Here is a 19,680-nt window from a genome sequence, read left to right as displayed (position 1 = left end):
GCGCGGGGGCGGCCCGCAAACCCCTGTCACTTCACGATGAAGCGCCCGGTCATGCCCCGGCTCTCCAGCCCCTGGACCGACCACGGGAACTCGCCGGCCCGCACCGTGACGAACTCGACCGCGATCGTGCCCTGGTCGTCGAATTCGAGGTGGTGCGGCGGCCCGGCCATGTGCACCTCGAGGTGGTTGATGACGATCTGGTTCATCCACACGCCGCGGAAGAACTCGCTGGCGAAGAACTTGTATTCCTTCTGCCCCTTGGCGGTGATGCGCAGGCGGTAGGACTTGCCGGCCTCCATCTCGATGTCCTTCACCGGCACCGCGTAGTCGTTGTCCTCGGCACCGAGGAACAGTTCGGGCAGGTCGGTGCGGCCCTTGGTGAGGTCGTGGGCAAAGGCGGGGATGGCGAGGAGGCTCGCGGTGAGGGCGGCGGTGAGAAGGGCGCGCATGGATGATCCGGGTGGGAAGTGGGACTCTCCCCCCTCTCCCGAGTGGGAGAGGGGCCGGGGGTGAGGGTGATACGGTTCCGTATGAAGCGGAAAGTTTCGTGCTGGTAGCGGGACAGTCAGCGCCTTCTGCAGAACCGTAGCACCCTCGCGCGATCTTCGATCGCCCCTACCCCTCTCCCACTCGGGAGAGGGGATCCCGCGCCACAATCGTTTCGGCGCGGTGGGGAAACTACTGCGGCGAGACCGCAACGCCCCAGGGGAGCAGGCCGACGGGAATGCTCTTCGTCACCCGCAACGCCTCGACGTCGATCACCGAGACGTCGTTCGAGGTGCCGTTGGTGGAGAACAGCAGCTTCTGGTCCGGCGTGAAGGCGAGCTGCCACACCCGCTGGCCGACGGGCAGGTATTTCTGGACCTCGTAGGTCTTGGCATCGACCACCGCGACCCGGTTGGCCGGCCCGAGCGCGATGAAGGCCTTGGTCCCGTCCCGGGTCAGGCGGACGCCGACCGGCTGGATCTGCTCGTCGGTGACGCCCGGGATCTTGAAGGTGATCTTCTTCACCACCTTGCGGGTTCCGACGTCGATCACCGAGACGGTGCCGCCGACCTCGGCCGAGACCCACAGCCACTGGCCGTCCTGGCTGAACTCGGCGAAGCGGGGCCGGGCATCGACCAGCACGTTGTCGATCACCTGGAAGGTCTTGGTGTCGATGAAGTGGGCCATGTTGGTGGTCTCGGAGGTGTTGACCAGGATCGACCCGTCCGGGCTCAATCCCATGCCCTCCGGCTCGACGCCGACCGGCACCTCGGCCACCACCTTGTTCTTCTCGATGTCGAGCACCGTGACCTGGCTGTCGTCCTCGTTGGCGACGTAGAGCGGGTTGCCGGACGGGTGCGCGATGAACTGCTCCGGGTCCGGCCCCGAGCGCAGGGAGCGCACGATCTTGCCGGTCTTGGTATCGAGCACGTCGATGCGGTCGTCGTCGCTGGCGCAGACGTAGAGCAGGCTCCCGTCCTTCCCCACGGTGATCCCCCGCGGCCGCCGCCCGACCGGCCAGGTCGCCGTGACCTTCAGGGTCTCGACGTCGATGACGCTGACCGAGTTGCCCTTCTCGTTGCTGACGTAGACCGTGGTGGCCTGAACCTTGGTGGCCTGGGCCGGAACGGCCGCCGCGAGGGCGGCCGCGACGAGTGCGGCTTGCGCCGGTCTGATCCGGTGACGGCTCATTCGTCCTCCCTCCGGCCGCGCGCTTCGCGCACGTTCCGTTCGCGCTCTTACCTGGCCCGCCGCGACGCCGTGGGCGAGACCGACTTATGGCCGGGTCACGACTTCGTCAGCTTGCACTGCGTCTCCGGCAGGTCGATGCCGAGCGTGTCGAGCGGCGTGCGCTGGTGCAGGTAGCCCTGCTCGGGGGCCACCGCCACGAGCGCCTGGGGCTGCACCAGCAGCATCGGCTGGCGCAGCTGGTGGTCCCAGGGGCGGAAGCTCAAGCCCACGCCCTTGTAGCCCGGCAGGCTGAAGGCGGGGTCGGCGATGGCGGCCGCGAGCGCCGCCGGGTCGACCGTCCTCTTCTGGAACGCGGCCTCGCCGACCGCGCGGACCGAGGCCCAGACCTGGTAATCGAGGGGGCGCATCAGCCGGCCGGCGAGGCGGCGGAAGCGGTTCTGGGCCTGGGCGGCGCCCCAGACCTCGAGCGTCGGGTGCCAGGTCGTCGGGACGAGCCCCTGGGTGCCGACCACGGGCCGCGGATCGACGGTGTGGAACGGCACGTAATCGCCGAAATCGCCCGCCTCGTCCGCCACCACGGCGACGTCGTAGTCGAGGCCGCGGGTGAAGACGAGGGCTTCGGCCCGGGTCGGGGTGTCGCCGCGGGCGCGCGCCAGGGGCCCGAAGGTCCAGGGCCGCTCCGCCGAGACCTGCAATCCGAACTTCTTGGCCGAGCGCTTCAGCGCCTCGGCCCACAGCTTGTCGCCGTCCTGCGGGCCGGTGATCAGGAAGAGCTTGCGCCAGCGCATGAAGGCGAGGAACTGCGCGAGCGCATCGGTCTGCATCGCCCGGCTAGGGGCGACGTGGAAGACGTCCGACCGGCAATCGGCGCCGCGCAGGCGGTCGTCGGGGGCGGCGGCGTTGAACAGGACGGTGCCCGATCCCTTGAGCGCGTCGGCCACCGCCAGCACCTCGTCGGCGGGGAGCGCCAGCACGATGAAGCGCAGGCCCTTCGCGACGAGGCCGCGGGCGGCCTCGACCGGGCTCTGCGGCGGCGTCTCGCCGGGAGCCGCCGTGCCGAGGGCCACCGCGTCGAGGGCGTAGCTCTGGCGCACGAAGCGGCCGGTCGTGGTGTTGTCCTGGATCGCGAGCTTCGCGCCGGCCAGCCCCTCGTCCTCTGGCGCGGCCTGGGCGTCGTAGGAGGACGGCGCCGGGACCGGCCGGTAGATCAGGCCGATGCGGATCTCGGCGGCCTGAGGCGCCGCCGCGGGCGCGGCGGGCGCCTGCTGCGCGAGGGCGGCCGGCGGGCCTGCCAGCGAGGCGAGGAGGCCGAGGGCGGCGAGGGTGGCCGTGCGGAACTGTGCCATGCGGGCGGCACGCTACCCTGGATTCTCGAACGTCCTCAACGCCTCATCGATGAGGATTCCCTAAGACCCGCGCCTCCCCCGAAAAGTCCGACGCGGCGCGATCGGCGACCGCGTTGCGCCGGCCCGCTCCGGCATGCGAGGGTCGAGGCATGCTGGTTCTGCGCGCCCTTCCCGCCCTCGCGGCCCTGCTCGTCGGCCTGCCCGCCGCCGCCGCGCCGGAGAGGGCCGGGGTGACCAAGGCGGCGGTGTTCGGGATCGAGCTCGCCGAGCCCGGCACGATCGGGCCGCGCCCCGTGCGGCCGGAGGATGCGCGGCGCCTGGGGCTCGCCAGCGAGGCGCTGCGCCGGGCGGTGACGGATCGCGGGCTCGATCCCGTGGATCTTGCCCCCCAGGCCGCCGCGATCCGGCGCGACGCGCCGTTCTACAAGTGCGAGGGCTGCGCGGAGACGATCGCCAGGGCGGCGGGGGCGGACCTCGTCGTCTACGGCTACGTCCAGCGCAGCGCCCCGCAGGTGCTGAGCCTCAACATCACCATCACGGAAGCGGAGAGCGGCAAGGTGCTGCGCGGCGGCCAGGTGGTGATCCAGGGCGACACCGACGACACCTGGCTCCACGGCGTGCGCTCCCTGGTGAAGAACCGCCTCTTCGCCGAGCCGCTGCCGAACCGGTCCTGATCCCCGTGCCCGAGACCTCCCCTCCCCGCATCCGCCTCCTCGTCAGCGTCCGCGACGCCGCCGAGGCGGCTTTGGCCCGCGATCACGGCGCCGACCTGATCGACGGCAAGGATCCCGGCCGCGGCGCCCTCGGGGCGCTCTCCGCCGACGCCGTGCGGGCGATCGCGGCCGCCGCCGGCGACCGGCCGACGAGCGCGGTGGCGGGCGAGCCGCGGGATGCCGACGAGGCGTCGGCCTGCCTCGCGGCGCTCGCCGGCACCGGGGTCCACTACCTCAAGATCGCCTGGGCGCCCGGGCGCGACGCCGCCTCTCTACGCCTGCCCGCCGCTCCCTCGGTGATCGCGGTCCTGTTCGCCGAGGACGGGCCGGACGGCGCCGACGTGCCGGCGCTCGCCGCCGCCGGCTTCTCCGGCGCGATGATCGACACGCGGACGAAGGACGGGCGCCGGCTCACCGACCACCTGCCCCTCGCGCGGCTCGCCGGCTTCGCGCGAGCCTGCCGGGCGCACGGCCTGCTCTCGGGCCTCGCCGGTTCGCTCGCCCTCGACGACATCCCGGTTCTGGCGGCGCTGGGGCCGGGCTATCTCGGCTTTCGCGGCGGGTTGTGCGCCGCCGCCGACCGGACGGGGCGTCTCGATCCGCAGAGGATCGCCGAGGCCGCCCAGCGCCTCGGCGCGGTCGCGCCCTGCATCGAGGCGGCGTGATCGTGTCCATGAAGGCGGGGCTGGCCGCGGACGGATCCGAACCAAGATATGGCGCGGGATCCCCTCTCGAGGCGATCCCGCGCCTTTTCATCGGAAGCCCTGCTCCCGCAGGACGTGCAGCATGAGCCACGCTCTCAGCGTCGTGAAGGTCGGCGGCAGCCTCGTGGCCGATCGGGCCCGGCTTTGCCGGGTGCTCGGCGGGCTCGCGGACGGTGCCGACGGGCTGGTGGTGATCGTGCCGGGCGGCGGCGCGCTCGCCGACGCCGTGCGGGCGACGCAAGCCGCCCTCGGCTATCCCGATTCCCTCGCCCATCGCCTCGCCCTCGACGCCATGGCGGGCATGGCGCGGGTCCTGTCCGCCCTCGAGCCGCGCCTGACGGTGACGGAGGATCCCGCGGGAACGCTCGCCTCCGGCCGCGTGCCGGTCTGGGATCCGTCGGCGCTGAAGGCCGGCCGGCCGGAGATCCCCGAGACCTGGGACGTCACCTCGGACAGCCTGGCGCTCTGGCTCGCAGTTCGCCTCGGCGCGCGGACCTGCCTCCTGGTGAAGTCCACCGACCCGGTCCCGGGGGCCGGGCCGGCGGAGCTCGCCCGGGCCGGCCTCGTCGACGCCGCCTTGCCCAGCTTCGCGGCCCGCTATTCCGGCGCGATCGTCGTGCGGGGACCGGGCGGGGACCGGACGTGCCGCCCCGGCATCGCGGAGCGCGCCGCGTGAGGGAGCACCTCGTCTTCGTCACGGGGCGCCTCGCCAAGGCGCGGCTGGAGAAGATCGCGGCGAGCCTGCCGTCGGAGCGCTTCGCCTGGACCATCGCGGATGCCGGCGTGAAGGTCGCGGCGCTGATGACCGAGGAGATCATCCGGCGCCGGGTCACGATGCCGGGGGGCGCGACGCGGGTCATCCTGCCCGGGCGCTGCCGGGCCGACCCGGCGGTGCTGGCGGCGCATTTCGGCCTGCCGGTGGAGCGCGGGCCGGACGAGATCGTCGACCTGCCGGTCTTCCTCGGGCTTGCCGGGCGGACGGTCGACCTGTCGCGCCACGACGTGCGAATCTTCTCCGAGATCGTCGACGCGTCGCGGCTCACGCCGGACGAGATCCTGGAACGGGGCAAGGACCTCGCCCGGCGCGGGGCCGACGTGATCGACCTCGGCGGCCTGCCGGACACGCCCTTTCCCCACCTCGGCGAGACCGTGCGGCTGCTCAAGTCCGAGGGCCTGCGGGTCAGCGTCGATTCGTTCTCGGCCGACGAGCTGCGCCAGGGCGCGCAGGCGGGGGCCGACTTCCTGCTGAGCCTCAACGAGGAGACCCTCGACCTCGCCTTCGAGACCGACGCGGTGCCGGTGCTGGTGCCGATGCGGCCCGAGGACCTGCCGTCCCTCGACCGGGCGATCGACAGGATGCAGCGGGCGGGCCGGCCGTTCATCGCCGACCCGATCCTCGAGCCGATCCATTTCGGCTTCGCCGCCTCGCTGGTGCGCTACCACGAGACCCGGCGGCGCCACCCCGACATCGCCATGATGATGGGGACCGGCAACCTGACCGAGCTCACCGAGGCCGACAGCCTCGGGGTGACGGCCCTGCTGATGGGGGTGTGCTCGGAACTGGCGATCGGCAACGTGCTGATCGTGCAGGTCTCGAACCACACCCGCCGCACGGTCGAGGAGCACGACGCCGCCCGCCGGGTGATGTACGCGGCGAAGGCCGACGCCGCCCTCCCCAAAGGCTACGGCCGCGCGCTGCTCGCCCTCCACGACAAGCGCCCCTACACCCAGACGCCCGACGAGATCGCGGGTCTCGCCGCCGAGGTGCGCGACCCCAATTACCGCGTGGCGATCGCCGAGGACGGGGTGCACGTCTACAACCGCGACATCCACAAGACCGGCCGCGACGCGATGGCGTTCTTCCCCGATCTCGGCGTCGAGGGGGACGGCGCCCACGCCTTCTACCTCGGCGGTGAATTGACCAAGGCGGAACTCGCCTGGCGCCTCGGCAAGCGCTACGTGCAGGACGAGCCGCTGGACTGGGGCTGCGCCATGGATGACGAGGTCGAGGACACCACCCGCTTCAAGGCCCCGGGCCACACGCGCCACAGCGGGAAGCCTTAGAGCCGTGCCCCTGATTCTCGAGACCATCGTGACGACAGCCTCCCCCGACGGGGCGCTGCACCTGGTGCCGTTCGGGCTGATCCGGGAGGACGACGACTACTGGGTGGCGCCGTTCCGACCCTCGCCCACCATCGCCAACCTCGAAGCGACGCCGTTCTTCGCCGCGGCCGCGCCGGCGGACGTCCGGGTGATCGCCGGCTGCGTCACCGGGCGCCGCGACTGGGCGAGCGTGCCGTGCCGCACGATTCCCGTGCCGCGTCTGGCCGACGCCTACGGCCACATGGAATTGCAGGTGGTGGAGGTGCGCGACGATCCCGTCCGGCCGCGCTTCCGCGGCCGGGTGGTGCACGCCGAATCGCACCGCCCCTTCCTCGGCCACAACCGGGCGGTCAACGCGGTGCTGGAGGCGGCGATCCTGTCGACGCGCCTGCACATGCTGGATCCCGAGACGGTGCTGGCCGAGCTGCGCCACCACCGCATCGCCGTCGAGAAGACGGCCGGGCCCGCCGAGCGCGAGGCCTGGAACTGGATCGCCGCGAAGGTCGCGGCCGCCCTGCCCGAGGCGGCCGTCGCATCCCTCGCGGTGGATGACGCGTGAGACACGCGTGAGAAGGAGAGATCCGATGAAGCGCATCCTCGCGGCGGCCCTGCTCGCCGCCCTCGCGGCGGCCCCCGCCGCCCAGGCCCACGGCCCGACCCGCAAGAAGGTCGAGGAGAAGGTCACGATCAACGCCGCGCCCGACAAGGTCTGGGCCGTGGTCGGCAACTTCCAGGACATGAGCTGGCTGCCGCCGGTCGAGAAGACCGAGGGCAAGGGCGGCAACGAGGTCAAGGCCACCCGCATCCTCACCCTGAAGGGCGGCGCCACCGTCGACGAGGAACTCTACAAGTACTCGGCCGAGCAGAAGAGCCTGTCGTACCGGATCAACAAGGTCGACGTGAAGGTGCTGCCGGTCAACAACTACTCATCGACGATCAAGGTCGAGCCGGCCGACGGCGGCAAGGCGTCGGAGGTGGTGTGGGACGGCGCGTTCTACCGTGGCTACATGAACAACGATCCGCCGCCCGACTTGAGCGACGAGGCGGCGATCAAGGCGGTCAAGGAACTCTACCGCAGCGGCCTCGACAACCTGAAGGCGAAGCTCGAGAAGGGCAGCTCGTGAACTCGGGCAGGTTCCGGAAAAGCGTCGTGCGGTTTTCCGACAAGAACCTGCGTCGCAGGAAGGCCTCGAGCGATCCACGCATCGGCTTGCCGATGCGAGGTCGCTCGAGCTTGGCCCGGCGCCTCGCCGGGCTCTGCCTGCTCGGTGCGGTCGGGGTTCCGGGGATCGGCCTCGCGCCGGTCCCCTCGCGGGCGGCGGAGGCGTTCCTCACCGCCCAGAACGCCGAGGTGGTCGACGTGGTCGACCTCGACGCGCTCAAGGTGGTGGCGACGATTCCCGTACCGGGAGCGCCGGCCGGCATCGCCCTGTCGCCGGACCGGCGCTTCGTCTACGTCACCGCGCCGGAGGGCAAGGCGCTCGTGGTGATCGACGCCGCCGCGCGGCGGGTCGCCCGGACGGTGCCGCTCGGCGGCGGGCCCCTCGGGGTCGGGGTGAACCCGGTGAGCGGGGCCGTCTACGTCGCCGACTGGTACGCCAGGCGGCTGTGGGAGGTCGATCCGAGGACCCTGGCGGTGGCGGCCGAGATCGCCGTCGGCACCTCGCCGTCGGGCATCGCGGTGACGCCGGACGGCAGGTTCCTCCTCGCGGCCGACCGGGACGACGACGCCCTGTCGCTCGTCGATACCGCGACGCGCCGGCGAGTCGCGGCGATCCCGGTCGGCACGCGGCCGTTCGGGGTCACGATCGACGCCGAGGGCAAGCGGGCCTACTCCGCCAATGTCGGCTCGAACGACGTCTCGGTGGTCGACATCGCGGCGCACCGGGAAATCGGCCGGGTCAAGGTCGGCGAGCGGCCCTACGCGGTGGCGCTGGCGGGCGGCCGCGCCTTCGTCACCGACCAGTACGGCGGCACGGTCAGCACCTTCGACGCCGCGACCCTGGCGCCGGGACCGCGCCTCGAGGTCGGCGAGTATCCGGAGGGCATCCAGGCGAGCCCGGACGGCAAGCGCGTCTACGTGGCGAACTGGGAATCGAACACCCTCACGGTGATCGATGCCGTGGCCCTGACGGTGACCGCGACGGTGAAGACCGCGGACGGGCCGCGGGCCTTCGGGCAATTCCTGCGCTGACGCCCCGAGGGACGACTCGTTCGCGGATCGGCACCGAGGGATAGTTCGACGCGAACGGGTTGGTCACCTGCCCGCCCTGCGCCTGCGCCGGGGCGGCGAGCAGCAGCGGAAGCGCGACGAGGCAGAGCCGCATCGGAACCGAGCGGTTCACAGGCAAGCGAACCAGCGGCAAGTCAATCAGAGCCCCGCGGCCTTGCGCAGGGCGGCGTTGATGCGCTCCTGCCAGCCCGGTCCCTCCTCCTGGAAGTGGTCGAGCACGTCGCGGTCGAGGCGCAGGGACACGGTCTCGCGCACGCCCGGCACCGCGGTCTTGACGCCGAGAGTCTTGCCGGTGCCCGCCTTGGCGGCCGGCTTGGCGTCGGGGGCGGGACCCTCGGGGGTCTTGCGGGTCACGGCGCGGAAAGCGGCCTCGGCGGCCTGCCGGGGATCGGTACCGCGGCGGGAACGGTCGAACGACATGGGTGTCCTCCTGGGCCCCACCCTGGCACGGCGGGGGCGGCCCCGATACGAGAACGGCGCCCGCGAAGGGGCGCCGTCATCTCGTGCCGGTCATCGGCGGCGCGGATGCGCCGCCACGCCGGATCACGCGTCGGACTTGACCTTCAGGACCTGGCGACCGCGATACATGCCGGTCTTCAGGTCGATGTGGTGCGGGCGGCGCAGCTCGCCGGAATCCTTGTCCTCGACGTAGGTCGGGGCCTTGAGGGCGTCGGCGGAGCGGCGCATGCCGCGCCGCGACGGAGAGGTCTTTCGCTTCGGAACGGCCATTGGAACTACTTCCCGTGCAACAAAACAGGCGCGTAGGGGCCCCTCGGTGGAGCCGCCGCGCGCGTCGCGATCCTGATCGGAGCGGGGTCTATAGAGGAGACGCGCCGCCCTGGCTAGGGGACAGGCCCAGAAAACCCGCTGACCCCCGAGACCGCTCGGCCCGTCATACACCCATTAAGCTGCCGTTCAACGGCGAAGGTCGCATGATGGGCCCTGCCGCTCCGGAAACCCAAAGCGCTGGGAGCCCGGGGGCGGCACGATCGGAGCTTTCCCGATGACCCGTCTTCCCCGCCTGACCCGCGCCCTGGCGCTGACCGCCCTGCTCGGCGCAAGCCTTCTGGCCGCAAGCCCTGCCCTGATCCAGGCGCCCGCCCTGGCCCAGACCCCCGCGACCTCGACCCCGACGACGCGGCCGGCCCCGGCGCCCACGGCCCCTCCCCCCGCGGCTCCCACCGCCCCGAAGGCGCCCGAGGCACCGAAGGCCGCCCCCGCGGCGCAAGCGGCGCCCGCGGGCAAGCCCGCGCTCATCGACCTCAACAGCGCCTCGAAGCAGGAGCTCGAGACCCTGAAAGGCATCGGCGCCGCGCGCTCGGAGGCGATCGTCAAGGGCCGGCCCTATCGCGGCAAGGACGAGCTGCTGTCGAAGAAGATCGTCCCGTCGAACGTCTACGACGACATCAAGGACAAGGTCATCGCCCGCCAGAAGAGCTGACCGCATCCCTCCTCGGGCGCATCCTTGCGGGCGTTCTTGCCGGCGTTCTTGCCGGCCCGGGGGCGTGATGGTAGGCGCCGGGGCAGCCACGACGACGACGCTGCCCCGGACACCCCCTCCATGCCCCACCGCCTGCACCGCGGCGACCTGCCCGACGATTACGTTCCGGGCCCGGCCATCGCGATCGACACCGAGACCCTCGGCCTCCAGCCCCACCGCGACCGGCTCTGCGTGGTGCAGATCTCCCGCGGCGACGGCGAGGCCGACCTGGTGCAGATCCCGCGGGTCGGCCCCGAGCCGGTGGTGCTCAAGCGCGTGCTCGCCGACCCGGCAGTCACCAAGATCTTCCACTACGCCCGCTTCGACCTCGCGGTGCTCTACCATCGGCTCGGCGTGATGCCGGGGCCGGTCTACTGCACCAAGATCGCCTCGCGGCTCGCCCGCACCTACACCGACCGGCACGGCCTGAAGGACCTGGTGCGCGAATTGGTCGGCGTCGACCTGTCGAAGCAGCAGCAATCCTCGGATTGGGGCGCCGACACCCTGACCCAGGCGCAGATCGACTACGCGGCCTCCGACGTGCTCCACCTCCACGCCCTGCGCGAGCGGCTCGACGTGATGCTCGCCCGCGAGGAGCGCAGCGCGATGGCGCAGGCCTGCTTCGACTTCCTGCCGACGCGGTCCCGCCTCGACCTGCTCGAATGGGACGAGACCGACATCTTCGCGCATAGCTGAGGCGCCAGGCGAAGCGTGATCCAAGGCGGAGCCTGCTCCAAGGCGAAGCTTGGCGCGAGACGGAAGCCTGGCCGTTCTGTTAACCTGGCGGCCATAACTTCGACACCGCGTCGGGGCATGGGGGCTTACGTCCCGCGCGTCCCGCGTCGGATGTCGACACGATGCAGGTGGCCACGACCTTGCTGCAAGCTTCCTCGCTCGACGCGATCCCGTCCCCGGGCCTCGATCCCCGGCGGCTGCGCGCGCATGCCCGGGCGCGCCGGCACAGCGCCCAGGTGCGCTGGCTGCGGCGCGCGATTCCCCTCGGGGCTGCTGCTGCCGGGCTCGCCGTCGTGGTCGGCACCTGGCTCAACCCCTTCGCCGATCTCGGCGTCTCGGTCAGCCTCGGCTCGATCGGCGTGTCCGGCTCGAAGGTGACGATGGAGAGCCCGCGCCTCTCGGGCTACCGCTCGAAGGACAACCGGCCCTACGTCGTCACGGCGAAAGCCGCGCTGCAGGACGTGCGGAAGCCCTTCGTCATCGAGCTGCAGAGCATGCTCGGGCGCCTCACCACCGACGAATCGGGCGGGCTCGCCCATATCGAGGCGGCGGCCGGGATCTTCGACACCCAGAAGGAGGCGCTGGAGCTGAGCCAGCACATCCGCCTCTGGACCGACAAGGGCCAGGAGGCGCGCCTCACCTCGGCCCATGTCGACTTCAAGGCCGGCACGATGCACTCGCGCGAGGCGGTCACCGTCACGATGCCGACCGGCTCGATCAAGGCCGACGGCCTCGACGTGACCGAGAACGGCAAGACCATCTCGTTCGTCGGCAACGTCAAGGCGGTCTTCTCCAATCACGCCCCCTCGCAGGAATCCTCGGAGCAGGATCCGCCGCTGCGGACCACCGAGGCCCAGATCAAGGACGATTGAGCCCGTGCCCCGTCTCCCGGCCCTCGCGGCGCTCGGCTGCCTCACCCTCGCGGCCCTCGCCTTCCCCTCCGGCCCGCGAGCGGAAACGCCCGCGGCGCCCGCCGCCAAGAAGAAGGAAGCCGGCTCCGGCTTCGGCGCCTTCGGCAGCGGCGGCGGCAAGGAGCCGATCAAGATCGACGCCGACCGGCTCGACGTGTTCGACCGCGAGAACAAGGCGGTGTTCGCCGGCAACGTCGTGGCGGTGCAGGGCGAGAGCACCATCCGCTGCTCCAGCATGACCGTGCACTACCAGCGGAAGGAAAAAGAGGCGAAGGCGAAGGGAGCCGAGGCCAAGGCGTCCGAGGTGAAGCCCGACGCGAAAGCCTCCATCGCCCAGCCGGCGGAGGCCAGACCCGTCGAGAAGGCCGTGAAGGTCGAGGCGAAGCCCGAGCCCAAGGCGGAGGCGAAATCCGAAAAGTCCTCCGACCCGACCGACGGCAGCGCGATCCGCCAGGTGGTCTGCGCCGGCCCGGTCACGGTGGTCTCCAAGGATCAGGTGGCGAGCGGCGACAACGCCGTGTTCGACCGGGTGGCGAACCGGGTCGTGCTGACCGGCAACGTGGTCCTGAGCCAGTGCCAGAACGTCACCCGCGGCTCGCGCCTCGTCTACGACATGAATACCGGCCGGGCGAACATGGACCCGGTGGCCGGCGGGCGCGTCTCCGCGATGTTCGTGCCGGGCGGCAAGGACGACAGCGCCAAGGGCAAGCAGGCGGGGTGCTCGCAGCCGGCCGGGCAGGCGGGCAAGGCGGCGCCGAAGCCGCGGGGGTGAGGCGGGAACCGGGGGACGGGATCTTCCCCGGGAGGCGCGACCGGATCACTCGAAGCAGCCCGCTTCCAGCCCCCTCGCAGGGTTGGATCGTCTCATCGCCAATCCGCGACCGCGCGAGTGGAGCCCGGACGCTGCCGATAGCCGGCACGGCTCCGGCAAACCGTCCTTGCTCAGGGAGATACCCTGAGGAGGGGCGTCGCTGTCGCCACCACGTGATCGCGCTCCGACCCCGGACTTCGCGCCGTCGTGCCAGGACGGCATGTCTTCCTGCGTGCCGTCACGCCGCGAGACTGATGCGGTCGCGACCGGCGTGCTTCGCGGCGTAGAGCGCGGCATCGGCGCGGCCGAACAGGTCGTCGCCGTCCTCCCCGGGCTTCCACGTGGCGAAGCCGAGGCTGACGGTCGCGGCGATGGTGCGGCCGTCGCCGACCGGCACGGCCGTCGCACCGATCGCGACACGCAGAGCGTCGGCCATCGCCGCCGCCTGCGCGGGATCGATTCTCGGCATGATCGCCGCGATCTCCTCGCCGCCGATCCGGCACACCGTGTCGGCGTTGCGCATTCCGGCCATCACGGCGTTCGCGACGTGCTTCAGCACCACATCCCCGATCGCGTGCCCGTAGGTGTCGTTGACCCGCTTGAAGTGATCGATGTCGAGCACGATCAGGGACAGGGGCAGGCCGGTATCCCGGGCGCGCGCGATCTCCTCGTCCAGGCGCTCCGTGAACAGGCGGCGATTGCCGAGCCCGGTCAGCCCGTCGGTGAAGGCCTGCACCTCGAACGGCGCGAGCCGGATGAGGTCCAGCCCCGTCCGGCGCGCCAGGTGGGCGAAGGCGGCGATGACTGCGGCACCGACGAAGTACATGATGAGCTCGACCACGGTGTTGAGGTCGAGCGTCTTGGGCGGCATCGACATGGTGAGGATCACCAGGAGGACGATGCAGATCACGCATCCCGCGTTGAGGGCGTGCCAGCCCCGCTTCACCGCCGGGGTGTTTGCCAAGCGCGCGACATCCCGGAGCGGCACGATTGCCAGAGCGACGACGACACCCACCATGAGTTTGGAGATCAGGTAGATGGTGTCCATGCGGCGCGCGTCTCGGTTTGGATGATGGCCGGGAGCGCTGCGTGCAGTGGCTGCCTTGTCCCCGCTCCCGTGGTGGGGCGGCCCTGTCGCGTTGGCGTTCGTCGGCGCTCGATCTTGCCTCGACGATAAATCGCCATGCAAACATGAATATTTCCTATCCCGCTCAAGCTGGTACCGCGAACGAGAACGTCCATGTGTTTCGTAAATAATAAAAAGCTCGATAAAATCATCAATGAACGTTTCTATTCCTCTGCGTCGTAGAACGGCGTTTAGATCTGATAAGGCGGCAAATAAACCAATTATGCGACAGGATGGCCGGTTCGGAGGACATGACCCTGCGTCATATTTTCGCTCCCGGTCGGCCTGCATTCGATCGAGCCGATCGGGTTGGGACACGGGGTTCGCGAGAGGAGAAGAGCCCGGCGAGCGTGTCGCCGGGCTCTTCTGCCTTCACTACGCCGAGGTCAGCGGCGTCCCCGCTTCCGCCGTGCTGTCGGCCTCGACCGCCACGCCTTCGCTGCCCTGCGCCTCGACCACGGCGGCGGCCGTGATGTTGACGATGCCGCGCGCCGTCACCGACGGGGTGAGGATGTGGGCGGGCTGCGCGGGCCCAAGCAGCAGCGGGCCCACCGGCAGGGCGTCGGCCAGCGTCTTCGAGAACTGGAAGGCGATGTTCGCCGCATCCAGGTTCGGCATGATCAGCACGTTGGCCTCGCCCTTGAGGCGCGAGCCCGGCAGCACCTTGTCGCGGATCGCCTGCGACAGGGCGGTGTCGGCCGCCATCTCGCCGTCGACCTCGAGGTCGGGGGCACGCTCGCGCACGAGGTGGAGCGCCTGGCGCATCTTGCGGGCCGACGCGGTGTCGAACGAGCCGAAATCGGCGTGGCTGACGAGCGCGATCTTCGGCGTCAGGCCGAAGCGGCGGGCGGTGTCGCCGCAGGCGATGGCGACGTCGGCGATCTCCTCGGCGCTCGGATCGGGCCGGACGTGGGTGTCGGCGAGGAAGTAGGCGCCCTTCGAGGTGACGATGAGGCTGAGCGCCGCGAAGTCGCGGGCGCCCGGCGCGAGCCCGATGATGTCGCGGATCACCCGCAGCTTGCTCTCGAAGCGGCCTTCGAGGCCGCAGATCAGCGCGTCGGCCTCGCCGCGGCGGACGGCGAGCGCGCCGATCACCGCGTTGTTGGTGCGCACGAGCGTCCGCGCGGCGTCCGGCGTGATGCCGCGGCGGCCGGCGAGGTCCATGTAGGTCTGGACGTAGGTGCGGTAGCGCGGATCGTCGTCGGGATTGATCAGCTCGAAGTCGCGGCCCGGCTGGATCGCGAGGCCGAAGCGCTTCAGGCGGGTCTCGATCACGCTCGGCCGGCCGATCAGGATGGGCTTGGCCAGCCCCTCCTCGACGATCGCCTGGACGGCGCGCAGCACCCGCTCGTCCTCGCCCTCGGCGTAGACGACCCGGCGCGGATCCTCCTTGGCCTTGGTGAAGACCGGCTTCATGATGAAGCCGGAGCGGTGCACGAACCGGTCGAGGGACTCGGCGTAGGCCTGCACGTCCGGCAGCGGGCGCTTGGCGACGCCGGAATCCATCGCGGCCTTCGCGACGGCGGGCGCGATGCGCAGGATCAGGCGCGGGTCGAACGGGCTCGGGATCAGGGAGTGCGGACCGAAGGGCCGCGCCTCGCCGCCATAGGCGCGGGCGACGACGTCGGACGGGGTCTCGCGGGCGAGCCCGGCGATCGCCTTCACGGCCGCCGCCTTCATCTCCTCGTTGATCGTGGTCGCCCCGACGTCGAGCGCGCCCCGGAAGATGTAGGGGAAGCACAGGACGTTGTTGACCTGGTTCGGGAAGTCCGACCGCCCGGTGCAGATCATCGCGTCCGGCCGCTTCTCCTCGGCGAGGTTCGGCATGATCTCCGGATAGGGGTTGGCGAGCGCCATGATCAGCGGCTTCTCGGCCATCCGCTCGAGCATCTCGGGCTTCAGCACGCCGCCGGCCGAGAGGCCGAGGAACACGTCGGCGCCGGGGATCACCTCGGCGAGCGTGCGGGCCTGGGTGTCCTGGGCGTAGGCCGCCTTCCAGCGGTCCATGAGCTTGTCACGGCCCGTATAGACCACACCCTCGATGTCGGTGACGAAGATGTTCTCGCGCCGCGCGCCGAGCGAGACGAGCTGGTTGAGGCAGGCGAGCGCCGCCGCACCCGCGCCCGAGGTGACGATCTTGACGTCGGCGATGGCCTTGCCGGCGAATTCGAGGCCGTTGAGGACGGCGGCCGCGACGATGATCGCCGTGCCGTGCTGGTCGTCGTGGAAGACCGGGATGTTCATCCGGGCCCGGCAGCGCTCCTCGACCTCGAAGCACTCCGGCGCCTTGATGTCCTCGAGGTTGATGCCGCCGAAGGTCGGCTCCAGGGCCGCCACCACGTCGACGAGCTTGTCGACGTTCTTCTCGGCGAGCTCGATGTCGAAGACGTCGATGCCGGCGAACTTCTTGAACAGGACCGCCTTGCCCTCCATCACGGGCTTGGAGGCGAGCGGGCCGATATCGCCGAGGCCGAGCACCGCGGTGCCGTTCGACACCACCGCGACGAGGTTCTGGCGCGCCGTCAGGGTCGCGGCCTCCTCGGGATCGGCGGCGATCGCCTCGCAGGCGGCGGCGACGCCGGGGGAGTAGGCGAGCGCGAGGTCGCGCTGGTTGCCGAGCGGCTTCGTCGGCTGGATCTCCAGCTTCCCGGGCCTCGGATGACGGTGGTAGAACAGCGCGCCGCTCTTCAGATCGTCCGAAATGTTGCTGCTCACCGCGCTGTCTCCCCGGATTGCCCGAAAGATCGGGCCCGCCATCCCCTCCGCGACTCGCCAAGGAGCCCGCGGGTGAAGGGTTTCCTGCACCGCCTGCGGCAGGGGCGCAACCCTCACAACGAGACCCGCCTGCACCTCGCCAAGCTCGTATCCCGCTACGGCTTCCGGATCGGGCCGTACTCCTACGGCAGGCCGAAAATCCGCTTCCCGGAATCCGGGGCGAAACTTGCGATCGGCCCGTACTGCTCGATCGCCGACAAGGTCGAGATCCTGCTCGGCGGCAACCACCGCACCGACTGGGTCTCGACCTACCCGTTCGCCGCGATGAAGGGCCTCTGGCCGGACCTCGACGCGCCGGAGGGGTACCATGCCTCCCGCGGCGACGTGGCGATCGGCGCCGACGTGTGGCTGGGATCGGGCTGCCTGGTCCTGTCGGGGGTGACCATCGGTCCCGGCGCCGTGGTGGCGGCCCGCGCGGTGGTGACCCGCGACGTGCCGGCCTACGCCATCGTCGCCGGCAACCCGGCCCGGGTGACCCGGCACCGCTTCCCGCCGGAGACGGTCGCAGGCCTCGTCGAGACCGCCTGGTGGGATCTGCCGCCGGAGCGGGTGCGGGCCCTGGTGCCGCTGCTCCAGGGCGGCGACGCCGCGGCGCTCATCGGTGAACTCAGGCGATGATCCAGCTGCCGACGAGGCAGGCGGTCGCCGCGAAGGTGACTGCCACCGTCGCCCAGCCGAAAACATTGACCAGCCGGCCGTTGACCCGCTCGCCCATCATCCGGCGGTCGTTCGTCATCAGCATCATCAGCAGGAGCAGCGGCGGCACCGAGAAGCCCTGCACCACCCCGGACCAGACCAGCGCCCGCATCGGGTTGAAGCCGAGGAAATTGAGGCCCACCGCCACCGCGGTCACCGCCGCGATGGTGCCGTAGAACAGCTTCGCCTCGGAGGGCCGCGCGTGCAGGCTGCCCTCGCGGCCGAGGCCCTGCACGAGGTCGTAGGCGGCCCCCGTCGTCATCACCGGCACCGCCAGGAAGCCGACGCCGACGACGCCGAGCGCGAACAGCACCTTGGCACCGGAGCCGGCCAGAGGTTCGAGGGCGGAGGCCGCCTGGGCGGCGCTGTCGATCGCGGTCTGGCCGGCCGGGTGCAGGGTCGCGCCGGTCGACAGGATGATGAAGTAGAGGATCAGGTTCGAGAACAGCATCCCGGTGATCACCTCGCGCCGGGTGCGCCGCAGCTCGGAATCGGTCGCGCCCTTGCGCTGGCGTAAGCTGTGGCGGCCCTGGCCGATCTCCTCCTCGACCTCCTGGTTCGACTGCCAGGTGTAGATGTAGGCCGAGAGCGAGGTACCGATGCAGGCGACGATCATCATGAGCGCGTCTCTGTCCAGCGTCAGGCTCGGCACGAGGGTGCGGGTGAGGACCTCCGCCGGGTCGGGCCGGGCCAGGATCGCGGCGGCGACGTAGGCGAACAAGGCCAGCGCCAGCCAGCGGAACAGGCGGCGCAAGAGCGCGTAGGAGCCGAGGATCTGGAAGGCCAGGATCACCGCCGCAGCGGCGGTGACGATCACCGGCACCGGCAGCGGCACCAGCAGGGCGAGGGCGGCGCCGATGCCGCCGAGATTGGCCGCCGCCTCGATGACGTTGCCCAGGAAGGCGCCGAGCACGACCGGGTAGAGGACCCGGCGCGGGTAGCGGTCGCGCACCGCCGCGAACAGGCCCTTGCCGTAGACCTGGCCGAGCTTCGCCGAGACGTAGACCACCACCATCATCATCGGCAGCAGGACCGGGGCGATCCATAGGAAGCCGAGGCCGAACTTCGCCCCGGCGCCGGCATAGGTGCCGATCGCCGACGGGTCGTCGTCCGCCGCCCCGGTGATGACCCCGCCGCCGACGAGGCGCAGGAGGCCGGATCGTTTGCCGGGGGCGGTTTCCGGGGGCTGCCGGTCCTCGGGGGGCGGGCGGATCGGGGTCTCGAGCTCCAACATGCTCCCTCGGAGTATATCACAGGGCCGAGAGCACAACCGGCCGCATCTGGACGGGTTCGCCGCCGCGCCGTCGCTCTCCGCATCCCCTCGCCCGCCCCGATCCGGCCCGCGGACGCATTTTCTTGCCCGAACCGATGTGACACGCCGCGCGATGGGGCTTAGAGCCAACCACCAGTGACGCGGCCCGCGCCGGCGAGGTATGGGCCGCTCTTCCGTTTCAATCCGTCCCGCTGGGCGCCCGCGCCCGCCACTTCAGGACCCACCATGACCCCGACCTGCAACCCGGGAGCCGCTGCCCGATGATCGTCTCCCCCCTGATGACCGTGATGGTCGACGCCGTGCGCAAGGCGGCGCGCGGGCTCAAGCGCGACTTCGGCGAGATCGAGAACCTGCAGGTCTCGCGCAAGGGACCGGGCGACTTCGTCACCGCGGCCGACCGCAAGGCCGAGGCGACCCTGCGCGAGGCCCTGATGAAGGCGCGGCCGGGCTACGGCCTCGTCATGGAGGAGAGCGGGATCATCGAGGGCCAGGACAAAACTCATACCTGGCACGTCGATCCCCTCGACGGGACCACCAACTTCCTGCACGGCGTGCCGCATTTCTGCATCTCGGTCGGCCTCGAGCGCGAGGGCACGATCGTCGCGGCGGTGATCTACGAGCCGATCAAGGACGAGCTGTACCTCGCCGAGCGCGGCAAGGGCGCCTTCCTCAACAACAAGCGCCTGCGGGTCGCCGGCCGGCAGGACCTCGCCGACAGCCTGGCGCTCTACGGCTCGCCCTATCTCGGCCGCGGCAGCCATCCGCGCCTGCTCAAGGAGCTGGCCGCCGTGATGGCGGTGACCGGCGGCGTGCGCCAGACCGGCTCGGCGGCGCTCGACCTCGCGGCGGTCGCCTGCGGCCGCGCCGACCTGTACTGGGAGCGCGACCTCCAGACCTGGGACATGGCCGCGGGCCTGCTCCTGGTGCGCGAGGCTGGGGGCTTCGCCAGCAGCGCCGACGGCGGCGCCGATCCGATGGCCGCCCGCTCGGTCGCCTGCGGCAACGAGGTGCTGCAGCGCGAGCTGGTCGCCATCCTGCGCAAGGTCGGCGGCTGACCGCGCCCGCCCGGTCCGGTCACCGGCCGGCCCGGGCCTTCC

21 protein-coding genes are annotated in these 19,680 nt (G+C 71.1%); 13 read left to right on the top strand and 8 right to left on the bottom strand.

The features are described 5' to 3' along the window. Nucleotides 1–26: 26 nt before the first annotated feature. The 3 genes from DK419_RS10735 to DK419_RS10725 form a co-directional block, all read right to left on the bottom strand. The gene (locus tag DK419_RS10735) at nucleotides 27–449 is read right to left on the bottom strand and encodes a cupredoxin domain-containing protein (RefSeq protein WP_109959068.1); all 423 of its coding nucleotides are present in this window, start codon (nucleotides 447–449) and stop codon (nucleotides 27–29) included. A gap of 229 nt (nucleotides 450–678) precedes the next feature. Beyond that, the gene (locus tag DK419_RS10730; RefSeq protein WP_109959067.1) at nucleotides 679–1,677 is read right to left on the bottom strand and encodes a YVTN family beta-propeller repeat protein; all 999 of its coding nucleotides are present in this window, start codon (nucleotides 1,675–1,677) and stop codon (nucleotides 679–681) included. 95 nt (nucleotides 1,678–1,772) lie between these two features. Continuing rightward, a complete protein-coding gene (locus DK419_RS10725; RefSeq protein ID WP_109959066.1) occupies nucleotides 1,773–3,023 on the bottom strand; it encodes an ABC transporter substrate-binding protein in 1,251 nt (416 codons plus the stop codon). Nucleotides 3,024–3,172: 149 nt separating this feature from the next. Between DK419_RS10725 and DK419_RS10720 the strand changes: the two genes are divergently transcribed. The 7 genes from DK419_RS10720 (at nucleotide 3,173) to DK419_RS10690 (ending at nucleotide 8,737) form a co-directional block, all read left to right on the top strand. Beyond that, the gene (locus DK419_RS10720; RefSeq protein WP_109959065.1) at nucleotides 3,173–3,697 is read left to right on the top strand and encodes a DUF3280 domain-containing protein; all 525 of its coding nucleotides are present in this window, start codon (nucleotides 3,173–3,175) and stop codon (nucleotides 3,695–3,697) included. Continuing rightward, nucleotides 3,694–4,401, top strand: a complete 708-nt coding sequence (locus tag DK419_RS10715) for a (5-formylfuran-3-yl)methyl phosphate synthase (protein ID WP_425352666.1) — start codon at nucleotides 3,694–3,696, stop codon at nucleotides 4,399–4,401. The genes DK419_RS10720 and DK419_RS10715 overlap by 4 nt, the downstream gene beginning before the upstream one ends. Nucleotides 4,402–4,522: 121 nt before the next feature. Next, a complete protein-coding gene (locus DK419_RS10710; RefSeq protein WP_109959064.1) occupies nucleotides 4,523–5,116 on the top strand; it encodes an amino acid kinase family protein in 594 nt (197 codons plus the stop codon). Continuing rightward, on the top strand, nucleotides 5,113–6,504 hold the full coding sequence (locus tag DK419_RS10705) for a DUF6513 domain-containing protein (protein WP_109959063.1): 1,392 nt from the start codon (nucleotides 5,113–5,115) through the stop codon (nucleotides 6,502–6,504). Before DK419_RS10710 ends, DK419_RS10705 begins: the two co-directional genes overlap by 4 nt. Before the next feature lie 4 nt (nucleotides 6,505–6,508). Then, nucleotides 6,509–7,102, top strand: a complete 594-nt coding sequence (locus DK419_RS10700; RefSeq protein WP_109959062.1) for a DUF447 domain-containing protein — start codon at nucleotides 6,509–6,511, stop codon at nucleotides 7,100–7,102. A gap of 25 nt (nucleotides 7,103–7,127) precedes the next feature. Further along, a complete protein-coding gene (locus DK419_RS10695) occupies nucleotides 7,128–7,667 on the top strand; it encodes an SRPBCC family protein (RefSeq protein WP_109959061.1) in 540 nt (179 codons plus the stop codon). 110 nt (nucleotides 7,668–7,777) lie between these two features. Next, the gene (locus DK419_RS10690) at nucleotides 7,778–8,737 is read left to right on the top strand and encodes a YVTN family beta-propeller repeat protein (RefSeq protein WP_425352648.1); all 960 of its coding nucleotides are present in this window, start codon (nucleotides 7,778–7,780) and stop codon (nucleotides 8,735–8,737) included. Between the two features lie 177 nt (nucleotides 8,738–8,914). Here the strand turns inward: DK419_RS10690 and DK419_RS10685 are convergent, their stop codons facing one another. Next, nucleotides 8,915–9,196 (bottom strand): BrnA antitoxin family protein, encoded by a 282-nt coding sequence (locus DK419_RS10685; protein WP_109959060.1) that lies wholly within the window; start codon nucleotides 9,194–9,196, stop codon nucleotides 8,915–8,917. A gap of 123 nt (nucleotides 9,197–9,319) precedes the next feature. After that, nucleotides 9,320–9,505 carry a 50S ribosomal protein L32 gene (gene rpmF, locus DK419_RS10680; RefSeq protein ID WP_048425702.1) on the bottom strand — a complete coding sequence of 62 codons (186 nt, stop codon included), beginning with the start codon at nucleotides 9,503–9,505 and terminating at the stop codon, nucleotides 9,320–9,322. Nucleotides 9,506–9,779: 274 nt separating this feature from the next. On the opposite strand from rpmF, the gene DK419_RS10675 reads away from it, so the two are divergent. From DK419_RS10675 to DK419_RS10660, 4 genes are all read left to right on the top strand, one after another. After that, complete coding sequence (locus DK419_RS10675; protein WP_109959059.1) at nucleotides 9,780–10,217, top strand: ComEA family DNA-binding protein; 438 nt, start codon at nucleotides 9,780–9,782, stop codon at nucleotides 10,215–10,217. A gap of 120 nt (nucleotides 10,218–10,337) precedes the next feature. Continuing rightward, entirely contained in the window at nucleotides 10,338–10,952 is a 615-nt protein-coding gene (locus tag DK419_RS10670) for a ribonuclease D (protein WP_109959058.1), read from the top strand. A 161-nt stretch (nucleotides 10,953–11,113) separates the two neighbouring features. Beyond that, nucleotides 11,114–11,863, top strand: coding sequence for an LPS export ABC transporter periplasmic protein LptC (lptC, locus tag DK419_RS10665; protein ID WP_109959057.1), 750 nt, complete (start codon nucleotides 11,114–11,116; stop codon nucleotides 11,861–11,863). A 4-nt stretch (nucleotides 11,864–11,867) separates the two neighbouring features. Beyond that, nucleotides 11,868–12,674 carry an LptA/OstA family protein gene (locus DK419_RS10660; RefSeq protein WP_109959056.1) on the top strand — a complete coding sequence of 269 codons (807 nt, stop codon included), beginning with the start codon at nucleotides 11,868–11,870 and terminating at the stop codon, nucleotides 12,672–12,674. A 277-nt stretch (nucleotides 12,675–12,951) separates the two neighbouring features. Here DK419_RS10660 and DK419_RS10655 read toward each other — a convergent pair whose 3' ends face one another. Further along, on the bottom strand, nucleotides 12,952–13,761 hold the full coding sequence (locus DK419_RS10655) for a GGDEF domain-containing protein (RefSeq protein ID WP_162561191.1): 810 nt from the start codon (nucleotides 13,759–13,761) through the stop codon (nucleotides 12,952–12,954). Nucleotides 13,762–14,214: 453 nt separating this feature from the next. Further along, entirely contained in the window at nucleotides 14,215–16,554 is a 2,340-nt protein-coding gene (locus tag DK419_RS10650; protein ID WP_109959054.1) for an NADP-dependent malic enzyme, read from the bottom strand. Nucleotides 16,555–16,638: 84 nt separating this feature from the next. Here DK419_RS10650 and DK419_RS10645 point away from each other — a divergent pair, with 84 nt between their 5' ends. Continuing rightward, the gene (locus DK419_RS10645) at nucleotides 16,639–17,232 is read left to right on the top strand and encodes a CatB-related O-acetyltransferase (RefSeq protein WP_109962238.1); all 594 of its coding nucleotides are present in this window, start codon (nucleotides 16,639–16,641) and stop codon (nucleotides 17,230–17,232) included. On the opposite strand, the gene DK419_RS10640 is transcribed toward DK419_RS10645, so the two are convergent. After that, the gene (locus tag DK419_RS10640) at nucleotides 17,222–18,544 is read right to left on the bottom strand and encodes an NRAMP family divalent metal transporter (protein WP_109959053.1); all 1,323 of its coding nucleotides are present in this window, start codon (nucleotides 18,542–18,544) and stop codon (nucleotides 17,222–17,224) included. The two genes, DK419_RS10645 and DK419_RS10640, sit on opposite strands and share 11 nt — an antisense overlap. 299 nt (nucleotides 18,545–18,843) lie before the next feature. Here DK419_RS10640 and DK419_RS10635 point away from each other — a divergent pair, with 299 nt between their 5' ends. After that, complete coding sequence (locus DK419_RS10635) at nucleotides 18,844–19,638, top strand: inositol monophosphatase family protein (protein ID WP_109959052.1); 795 nt, start codon at nucleotides 18,844–18,846, stop codon at nucleotides 19,636–19,638. The last annotated feature ends 42 nt before the right edge of the window (nucleotides 19,639–19,680 follow it).

This window comes from Methylobacterium terrae, assembly GCF_003173755.1.
GTDB classification, from domain to species: Bacteria; Pseudomonadota; Alphaproteobacteria; order Rhizobiales; family Beijerinckiaceae; genus Methylobacterium; species Methylobacterium terrae.
This window is presented reverse-complemented; position numbering and strand designations above follow the sequence as displayed.